This is a genomic window from Pseudoduganella sp. RAF53_2 (genome assembly GCF_052113985.1).
Lineage (GTDB): Bacteria > Pseudomonadota > Gammaproteobacteria > Burkholderiales > Burkholderiaceae_D > Rugamonas.
The window spans coordinates 1-8,606 of sequence record NZ_JBFRDW010000221.1; the positions used below are offsets into that span (position 1 = coordinate 1).

Sequence of the window (8,606 nt, forward strand, 5' to 3'; positions counted from 1 at the left end):
CTCTCCACCAGCATGGAGGACGTGGCCCTGGTCACCAATCCCATGGTCGATCCGGTCACCAAGAAATGGCAGATCCAGATTGCGCGCCGCCTGAATAACCGCGCCGGCGCCTTCGAGGGCATCATCCTGCTGATGGTCGACCCGGCGTATTTCGTGGAKGATTACGACCGCATGCAGGTCGAGCCGGGCGGGCTGGTGATGCTGGTCAGCCGCGATACCGGCCTCGCTGTCGGCCGTGTCGACGAGCGTCTTTTCATCAGCGACACCGTCGATTACGTGGCGCCCGCCGATCCCGTGCAGTCGCCCGATGAACTGGTGCTGAAGCGCCCCATTGATGGCATTGACCGCATCTACAGCTTCCGCGACATGCCGCGCTTTTCGCTGACGGCAGTTGTCGGCAACACCACCGAATTTGCGCTGGCGCGCTTCGACCGCCAGCGCCGGCTGTATCTGGGAGCGGTGATTCTTGGCTCGCTGGTAGTGCTGGGCTTTGCCGCCCTGCTCACCCAGCAGGCGCGCCGCCTGCGCTCCAGCATGCGGGCCGCCAACGAGGCGCAGGAAAAGCTGCGTGCCGCATCGGACGCCAGCCTGGACGCCTTGTTCCTGCTGCGGTCCTGCCGCAACGGCGCCATGCAGAACGAGGTCAGAGATTATGTGCTGATGGACGTGAACGAACGCGGTGCGGCCATGCTCGGCCATCCACGCAAGGAAGCCATCGGCCAGCGCATGGGAGAAATGATGCCGGAGTGGCGCAGCGCCGGTTTCTTCGACAAATGCATCTCGGTGATGGAAACGGGCCAGCATCTGGAAGAGGAATTCGAATCGGAGCTGGGCGGCCAGATGGTCTGGCTGCGCCACCAGATCGTGGCGATTGAAGACGGCGTGGCGGTCACCATCCGCAATATCACGGAACGCAAACGCGCCGAACTGGCGGTGCGCAAGAATCAGGCGGAGCTGGCCGCCGTCAACGACGCCTCGCCACTGGGCCTGATCCGCGCCGACAGCCAGGGCATGTGCACTTATGTCAATCGGACCTTTGAAGCGATCACCGGGCTGTCGCGCCAGGCGGCGCTGGGCAAAGGCTGGCTGCGAGGCGTGCACCCGAACGACCGCGACATGCTGCAATCGGCGCTGCTGCAGCTGTATCACAGCCAGCAATCCTTCCAGGAGACGCTGCGCTGCGTGCACCCGGACGGCAAGATCGTGTGGACTTCGATCAAGGTCGCGCCCATCGTCATCGATGGCAAGATCGACGGCTACGTCGGCACGCTGGACGACATCACGCTGGTGCGCAAGTCGGTGATGGCCCTGCGCGAAAGCGAATCGCGCCTGCGCACCATTGCCGACACCCTGCCAGCGATGATCGCCTACATCGACTTCGAGGAAGTCTACCGCTTCCACAACCTCGCCTACGAGCGCGAATTCAGCAAGACCGGCGTGCACGTTACCGGCAAGACGATTCACGAAGTCGTCAACGAGCAGCGCTACGCCTTCCTGCAGCCCTATATTGCACGCGCACTGTCCGGCGAGACGCTGAATTTCGAGGAAGACGACGACAGCGAAGGCGCCACACGCACTTTCGAGGTGGTCTACATTCCGCAGTTCGACGAGGACGGCATCACTGTGATCGGTTTCCACGTCATGCGCCAGGACATCACGGCGCAGAAGCGCGAGAAGCAGCGCCTGCTGCGCCTTTCGCAGGTCGACGCGCTGACGGGCCTCACCAACCGCGCGGGTTTCCTGCAAAAGCTGAACGACAGCATGGCCTACTGCCGCGACAACGATGCGCTGATGGCTGTGATGTATCTGGACGTCGACCGTTTCAAACCTGTCAACGACACCTACGGCCACGCGGTGGGCGATGCCTTGCTCAAGGCTTTCTCCGCTCGCCTGTCGCATGCCATGCGTTCCAGCGACACGGTGGCGCGCCTGGGCGGCGATGAATTCACCGTTATCATGGAGCGCATCCACAAGCCGGAAGACGCCATGGCTGCCGCCGCCAAGATCGTAACGACCATGCAGTCGCCGTTTGAGCTGGACGGCATGATTGTCAATGTGTCCACCAGTGTGGGGCTTACCTTCTATCACAGCGAAGACGTGAGCGCGGCAGAACTGCTGAAACGCGCCGACCTGCTGCTTTACGAAGCCAAGCAGGCCGGCCGCAACACCTTCCGCAGCGGGAAGCTGCTGCCCGAAGGGCGTGCCGCGTAGGGCGGACCATCGATCCACCGCAGCGTGCCGCCCACATTGGCAAAGATCAAGCCGCGCGCAATCCGGATGCGTTATATTGTGCGCTTCCTACGCGATTCGAACTCCCATGCGTCTGCTGCACACCTCCGACTGGCATCTTGGCCAGTCGCTCCACAATTTTGACCGTCACTACGAGCACCAGCGTTTCCTCGACTGGCTGCTCGATACGATCGTGGCCGAGAAGGCCGACGTCCTGCTGATTGCGGGTGATATCTTCGACAACGCCAATCCATCGGCGGCGTCGCAGAAGCAGCTGTACGGCTTCCTGCAACAGGCCCGCGCACGCGCGCCGCAGCTGGAAGTGGTCGTCATCGCAGGCAATCACGATTCGCCGGGACGGCTGGAGGCGCCAGGTCCGCTGCTGGAAGTGCACGGCACGCAGGTGATCGGCGCCGTGCAGCGCCACGCCGACGGCGCAATCGACGTATCACGCATGGTCTTGCCGCTGAAGCGCCGTAACGGTGAAATCGCCGCCTGGTGCCTGGCCGTTCCCTTTCTGCGCCCCGGCGACGTGCCGCGCATCGCCCCCCCGGCAGCGGAATCCACCGGCGATGCACCCCACACCGCCGCACTGACCGCAGGCTCCGCAGAATCCGCTGAATCCAGTCACGCCGATAATGCGCCACTGGCCGCCGATCCTTACCTCGCCGGCATCGCCGAGCTGTACCGGCTCGCGCTCTCGCACGCGCAGACGCTGCGCCAGCCGGGCCAGGCCATCGTCGCCATGGGCCACTGCCATATGGTCGACGGCCAGATGTCGCACGATTCCGAGCGCCGCATCGTCATCGGCGGCACCGAGATGCTGCCCGCGGGGATGTTCGCGCCGCCGATTGCCTATGCCGCCCTGGGCCACCTGCACCTCGCCCAGCAAGTGGGCAGCCACGCACATCTGCGCTACGCCGGCAGCCCGATTCCGCTGTCCTTTGCCGAAGTCGATTACAAGCACCAGGTACTGCGCATCGAGCTGGATGGCGAATCCGTCCGCGAGATCGCGCCAATCCACATTCCACGCGCCGTGCCGCTGCTGCGCGTTCCCGCGCGCCCTGCGCCGCTGGCGCAAGTCCTGGAAGCCCTAGCCGCGCTTGAGCTGCCGGACGCGCCAGCGGAAGCCCAGCCTTTGCTGGAAGTACGCGTGCGGCTGGACGCCCCGGAACCCGGCCTGCGCGCCCGCATCGAAGAAGCCCTGCAAGGCAAGCCGGTACGGCTGGCAAAGATTGAAACCTCCAGTGCGGCCCGCGCTACGCTGGAAGAAGCGGCCGTCTCGCTCGACCAGTTGGACCGGCTGAAGCCGGACGACATCTTCCGCCGCCTCTATCAGCAAAAATACGGCAACGAAGCGCCGCCCGACCAATTGAGCGCCTTTGCGGAGTTGATGCAGCCATGAGAATCCTGCGCATTGGCGGCAAAAATCTCGCCTCGCTGGCCGACGAATTCTCGGTCGACTTCGAAAGCCAGCCGCTGGCATCGTCCGGCCTGTTCGCCATCAGCGGCCCCACCGGCGCCGGCAAAAGCACGCTGCTGGACGCCCTGTGCCTGGCCCTTTACGACGCCACACCTCGCCTGCTGAACGCCACCGGCAAAACACCGGACGTCGGCGACCACATCTCGTCGCAAGATCCACGCACCCTGCTGCGCCGCGGCGCGGCCGAGGGTCACGCCGAAGTCGACTTCGTCGGCAACGACGGCCTGGCCTACCGTGCGCGCTGGAACGTGCGCCGCGCCCGCACACGCGCTGCCGGCGCGCTGCAGCCGACCGGCATGTCGCTGCATAAGCTGCCGGAGCTGCAACCGATTGGCGGCACCAAGACTGAGGTGAAGGCCGAGATCGAACAGCGCATCGGCCTGTCGTTCGGCCAGTTCACGCGCGCCGTCCTGCTGGCACAAAACGAGTTTGCGACCTTCCTTAAAGCGGCCGACGATGAACGCGGCACCCTGCTCGAAACGCTGACCGGCAGCGCGATCTACAGCGATATATCGATCCGTGCCCACGAACGCGCCAAACAGGAGGCCCAGGCCTTGCAGCGCCTGTTGGGACGCCTGGCCGACCAGAAGCCGCTCGATGCCGACACGCGCGCGCAAACCGAGTCGCAAAGCACGTCCGCCGAAGCCGCACTGGCCGCTGTCGACCAGCGCAAGGCCGTGCTGGAGGCGGAGCTTCGCTGGCACCAGGAAGCCGCGCGCCTCGCCACCGGCGTGCAGCAGGCGCACGAAGCGCTTGTGGCCCGCTGCGCCGGCGCGGAAGCTGCAGCACCGCGCCGCGCGCGCCTCGCAACGCTGGAAGGGGTGCAGGAAGCGCGTCCGTTGAATGACGCGATTATCCGCATCGCCGCCGAGCGCACGACAGCGCACGCCGCGATGGAGCAAGGCCAGCACGATGCCGCCCTCGCGGGAGAACGCCAGCAGCAACTGGCAGCGTCCGCCGCGCAAGCCGTTGAAACACTGGCCGTAGCCGAAGCAGCCCAGCGCGACGCCGCGCCGCAGCTCGACCAGGCCAAGGCACTGGATGTCCGCATCGACGGCATGCAAGCCAATCTGCGGCAACTGAATGCCGCGCGCGACACCGCCGCACAGGCCGATGCCGGCGCACTGGCGGCCCTGCAAGTCAAACAGTCCGTGCATGCAACGCTACAGCAGGAACAAGCCGCCGGCGATGCCTGGCTCACCGCACACGCCGGCTGGGCGCTTCTGGCGCAGGAATGGCCGCGCTGCGAGGTCCTGTTCCAGCAAGCGGGCCAGGAGGCGGCGAAAGCCGGCAAGCTGTCGCAAACCCTGGACGGCGTCGCGCAAGCAGGCGCGCGCCTGCGTACGGACGAAACGCACGCCCGCGCCGGCGCCGCCTCCGCCACCGAGCGATTGCAGTTGGCCGAGCACCAGCGCCAGCTTGCCAATGACGCGCTTTCCGGCTTCGATGCAGATGCGCTGCAAAGCGAGCGTTCCTCGCTTGAGCAGCGGCGCGAATTGCTGAGTGATGCCGAGAAGGTTTGGCTGGAACTGTCGGCGGCGCAGTCGCGCCAGCAGGCGCTGGACGCACACGCCGTCCAGCTGGAGCAGGCGCGCAGCAAGGCCGATCAGCTGGCGTCCGAAGCGCAGCGCGTCAATCTTGAACTGGTGGCCGCGTCCACGCAGGCCGAGCGCTCGCTCAAGCTTGCCGAGGTGGCGTGCGGCGAAAGCGTCGAAAAGCTGCGCGCTTCGCTGGAAGACGAGGCGCCCTGCCCGGTTTGCGGCGCGACCGACCATCCCTATCGCCACATGGACAGTGCGCTGCAATCCATGCTCGACACCTTGCGTGCGGACGTCGCGTCCACCCGCGAGCGACTGCACCGGAACACGCAGCATGAAGCCAGCCAGCTCGCAACGGTGCAGGCCAGCATCGAGCAGCTGGCCACCATCGCCAAAGAGCGCCACACGCTCGACGACACCCTCGCCCGCCTCGCCCCACGCTGGCAATCCGCCGCCGACGCATTGGCCGCGTTCGCGCCGCTGCCGAGCGTCGCCAAGGTCGCCAGTGACGACGCCAGTGCCGGCGCTGCATCCTTCGCCGCGGCGGAGCGCGGGCCGTGGCTGGCCGGGCAGTTGAGCGCTGCGCAAGCCGCACTGCGCGATCTCGAATCGCGCGAAAAGGAACATCGCCGCGTCCTGGGTCAGCGTGAGATCGCCCAGCAGGCTTGCGAACAGGCTGCGTCCGAACTTGGCAAGCAGCAGCAAAATCTGCACGCTGCCCATACCGCGCTGGCGCAGAACACTGCCCAGCGCGAGGCGCTCGAAGGCCAGCGCACCGATACCGCCCTGCACCTGGCCGCCTTGCTCGATGAGCTGGACACTGCCTTCAACCACGCCGACGCGCCGCACGAAGGCTGGCAGGATCAGTGGAAGGACGGTCCCGCGCGATTCTACGAGCAGCGCAAGGCCGAAAGCACGCAATGGCTGGCCCGGCGCGCCGCGCACGCCGAATGCGCGGCCGCCATCTCGGCCGCGGCCATCGAGCTGCAAGCCTTGCAGACGGCCCAGTCGCGCACCGCAGCGGAATTGTCCGCCACCCAAACCGCGCACGACACCGCCGCCGCTGCACTGCGCGACACGCAGTCGCAACGGCTGGCCTTGTGGCACGGCGAGCCGGTGCAGCAAGTCGAAGCACGGCTGCGCGACACTATCACAGGAGCACGCAACGCGGTCGACACGCAGCAAGCGGGCTTGCAACAAGCGGCCCAGCAGCGCGTCCGCGCTGACGAGGCACTGGCACAGGCCCGCACGCGCATCGCCACGCTGGACGAAGCGGCAGCCAGCGCCAGCGGACAGCTCAGCGCCTGGCTGGACGCGTTCAACGATAGCCAGCGCRGTGCGGCAGACGATCAAGCGGCGCTCTTCGCGAGTGGCGAGAACGCCTTTACCGGCGCGGGCGGCACGCTGACGCAGGTGGTCGACGCGCGCGACGCGACGAACATCACAAGCGGCGCGGGCTGCAAGTTGACGCTGGACGGGCTGGGTGGCCTGCTGGCAGAAAGCCAGGACACCATCCGCGCCGAGCGGGAAGCCCTGCGCGCGATCGATGACGCACAGGCCACCGCGCGTACGGTGCTCGCCGAGCGCGAGGCGCAGCGCGCGCAGCATGAACAAAGCGCAGCCCCGGGCGAACGCCGCAGCGCGGACGACGTCGCGAGCGCCGTGGCAGCCATCGCTGAAGAGCGCAAGCAGGCACACGACCAGGCAACAGCATTAAAACTCCAGCTGGCGCAGGACGATGCGCGCCGCCACGCGGCTGAATCGATGATGGAAGAAATCGGGCAGCAACAGAAAATCGAGCGCCGCTGGGCGACGCTCGATGAGCTGATCGGTTCCTCTGACGGCAAGCGTTTCCGCAACTACGCCCAGCAATTCACGCTGGACGTGCTGCTCGGCTACGCCAATGCCCACCTGGCGCACCTGGCGCCGCGCTATCAGTTGCAGCGCATCGACAATCCCGCCCAGCCTTCGCTTGGGCTGCTGGTGCGCGATCTGCATATGGGCGACGAAATGCGTTCCGTGCACTCGCTGTCGGGCGGCGAATCCTTCCTGGTATCGCTGGCACTGGCGCTGGGACTGGCGTCGTTGTCCTCCAACCGCGTGCGGGTGGAATCGCTGTTTATTGACGAAGGCTTCGGCAGCCTCGATGCGGAAACCCTGCGCGTCGCGATGGACGCGCTGGATGGTTTGCAGTCGATGGGACGGAAGGTCGGTGTGATCTCCCACGTGCAGGAGATGACGGAGCGGATCTCGACACGAATCCTGGTGCAACCCGCGGCCGGCGGCCGCAGTGTGGTGTCAGTCAGTTAGACGGTACGGAGCTTCGCCCCGCTCCTCCCTGCACATCTCCCACCCGAGCTCACGCCGGATCTGCTGCGGGTCTGGCGGCGGACGATGCTCCACGAGCCGCGTCTGCAGCCATTGGCGGACAGCTTCCTTGCTCGGTTGCTTGCTTTGATCCATGTCGTACTCCTTGCGGCTCACTGGATAAGCCTTCAACGCGGGCCTGTGGCTTCAGTTGACGTTTGCGCGGCGTCAAATTGAAACAATTTGCTATAGTGGTTTCATGAGCATTGGCGCCATTTCATCTGCCGGAAGCAATCCGCAGGCGGCCCTTCAGGCCTCCGCTTCGGTGACGCGCGACTATTCGAAAGAGGACCAGGCCAAGCTTGATGAACTCAAGGCCACCGATCTGAAGGTGCGCCAGCACGAACAGGCCCACCTTGCTGCCGCGGGCGGACTTGCGACTTCCGGCGCCAGCTACACCTACACACGTGGACCGGACGGCGTCAGCTACGCCGTAGCCGGCGAAGTCAATATCGACACCTCGCCCGGCCGCACGCCGGAGGAAACCCTGGAACGCGCCCGCACCATCCAGGCTGCCGCTCTGGCTCCGGCCGATCCGTCGGGGCCGGACCGGGCCGTGGCCGCCCGCGCGGTGCAAATGCAGCAGGAAGCGCAGTCCGAACTGGACGCCAAAGTCCGCAGCGCCTACGGGGTTAACCAAAAGCAACCGACAATCAACGTCTTTGCCTGATAAAATCGTCCTTTTGCCGCAAAAAAGATCATGCTGAAAGCTCCCCGTACCCTCACTTTCAAATGCGTAAAGTGCTCCAAAGCAGTTAAAGTTTCCATGCAAAAAGTATCAGCTTGCTCACACATTACGCCTTACTACGGTGTATGCACCTGCGGGGAAGTCAAACTGCACGCCATCGGCCAGGCAGATGCAGTAAAGTCCTACCTCGAATCCAACGGTTTGTGGACGCACCACCATTGATCTGCCTCAAGAAATTCGCAGGTCTGCCGTAACTGACGGTATGAACTCTCTTAATCCTCTGGGCACCCGCCCCTACCAG

General features: G+C 65.4%; 5 protein-coding genes. All 5 read left to right on the top strand.

What is annotated here, in order from left to right; translation table 11 throughout:
* Positions 1-2,211: diguanylate cyclase domain-containing protein (locus tag AB4Z11_RS14650; RefSeq protein ID WP_442025980.1), on the top strand; the 2,211-nt coding region annotated here is incomplete at its 5' end.
* 106 nt (positions 2,212-2,317) lie between these two features.
* Positions 2,318-3,634: an exonuclease SbcCD subunit D C-terminal domain-containing protein gene (locus tag AB4Z11_RS14655; protein ID WP_442025981.1), complete on the top strand. Its 1,317-nt coding sequence runs from the start codon at positions 2,318-2,320 to the stop codon at positions 3,632-3,634.
* Positions 3,631-7,560, top strand: coding sequence for an AAA family ATPase (locus tag AB4Z11_RS14660; protein WP_442025982.1), 3,930 nt, complete (start codon positions 3,631-3,633; stop codon positions 7,558-7,560). The genes AB4Z11_RS14655 and AB4Z11_RS14660 overlap by 4 nt, the downstream gene beginning before the upstream one ends.
* Before the next feature lie 256 nt (positions 7,561-7,816).
* Complete coding sequence (locus AB4Z11_RS14665) at positions 7,817-8,287, top strand: putative metalloprotease CJM1_0395 family protein (RefSeq protein WP_442025983.1); 471 nt, start codon at positions 7,817-7,819, stop codon at positions 8,285-8,287.
* Between the two features lie 30 nt (positions 8,288-8,317).
* A complete protein-coding gene (locus AB4Z11_RS14670; protein ID WP_442025984.1) occupies positions 8,318-8,527 on the top strand; it encodes a hypothetical protein in 210 nt (69 codons plus the stop codon).
* Positions 8,528-8,606: the final 79 nt, after the last annotated feature.

What these genes read in the sequence shown, in the direction of transcription:
- AB4Z11_RS14655 (WP_442025981.1), top strand. Translation starts at nt 2,318, where the DNA reads ATGCGTCTGCTGCACACCTCCGACTGGCATCTTGGCCAGTCGCTCCAC.
- AB4Z11_RS14665 (WP_442025983.1), top strand. Translation starts at nt 7,817, where the DNA reads ATGAGCATTGGCGCCATTTCATCTGCCGGAAGCAATCCGCAGGCGGCC.
- AB4Z11_RS14670 (WP_442025984.1), top strand. Translation starts at nt 8,318, where the DNA reads ATGCTGAAAGCTCCCCGTACCCTCACTTTCAAATGCGTAAAGTGCTCC.